Origin of the sequence: Listeria floridensis FSL S10-1187 (genome assembly GCF_000525875.1) — a bacterium.
In the GTDB taxonomy this organism is placed as follows: Bacteria; Bacillota; Bacilli; order Lactobacillales; family Listeriaceae; genus Listeria; species Listeria floridensis.
In genome coordinates this window covers 1-631 of record NZ_AODF01000090.1, presented here as the reverse complement: position 1 = coordinate 631, position 631 = coordinate 1, and the positions used below count along the sequence as shown (strand labels likewise).

The following is a 631-nucleotide window of genomic DNA, read 5'->3' as shown; positions in this document are numbered from 1 at the left end:
GAGAGTTTGTAACACCCGAAGTCGGTAGGGTAACCTTTATGGAGCCAGCCGCCGAAGGTGGGACAGATAATTGGGGTGAAGTCGTAACAAGGTAGCCGTATCGGAAGGTGCGGCTGGATCACCTCCTTTCTAAGGAATAGGAAACCTACGGATCTTTTTCCCTTCTTTTGTTCAGTTTTGAGAGGTCAACTCTTCAAATAGTTATATACGTGTTTGATCGAGGGACACAGTGGTGCGCCTTCAGAATGAGGGGCCTATAGCTCAGCTGGTTAGAGCGCACGCCTGATAAGCGTGAGGTCGGTGGTTCGAGTCCACTTAGGCCCACTTTTCTCGGTAGACACATTTTTTAATGAGGGGCCTTAGCTCAGCTGGGAGAGCGCCTGCTTTGCACGCAGGAGGTCAGCGGTTCGATCCCGCTAGGCTCCACCAAAATTGTTCTTTGAAAACTAGATAAGAAAAGTTAGTAAAGCCGAAATAAGTGAGAACTTATTTCGAACCAGTAACCGAGAATCAATCGAGAGAGCAATCTTTCAATACACGGTTCGTCTCACTATCGCAAGTGAACGAAATCGAACCTTTTACTTTTACCGTTAGAAAGATGAAAAAGAAAAGGTTAAAGGTTAAAGGGTAA

Annotated in this window: 2 tRNA genes and 1 rRNA gene; all 3 read left to right on the top strand. The window is 46.1% G+C overall.

Features of this window, described 5'->3' with window-relative positions:
* Positions 1-129: ribosomal RNA gene (locus MFLO_RS14345) — 16S ribosomal RNA — on the top strand; the annotation flags it as partial.
* A gap of 121 nt (positions 130-250) precedes the next feature.
* A tRNA-Ile gene (locus MFLO_RS14340) sits at positions 251-324 on the top strand.
* 29 nt (positions 325-353) lie between these two features.
* Positions 354-429, top strand: a tRNA-Ala gene (locus MFLO_RS14335).
* Positions 430-631 lie beyond the last annotated feature (202 nt).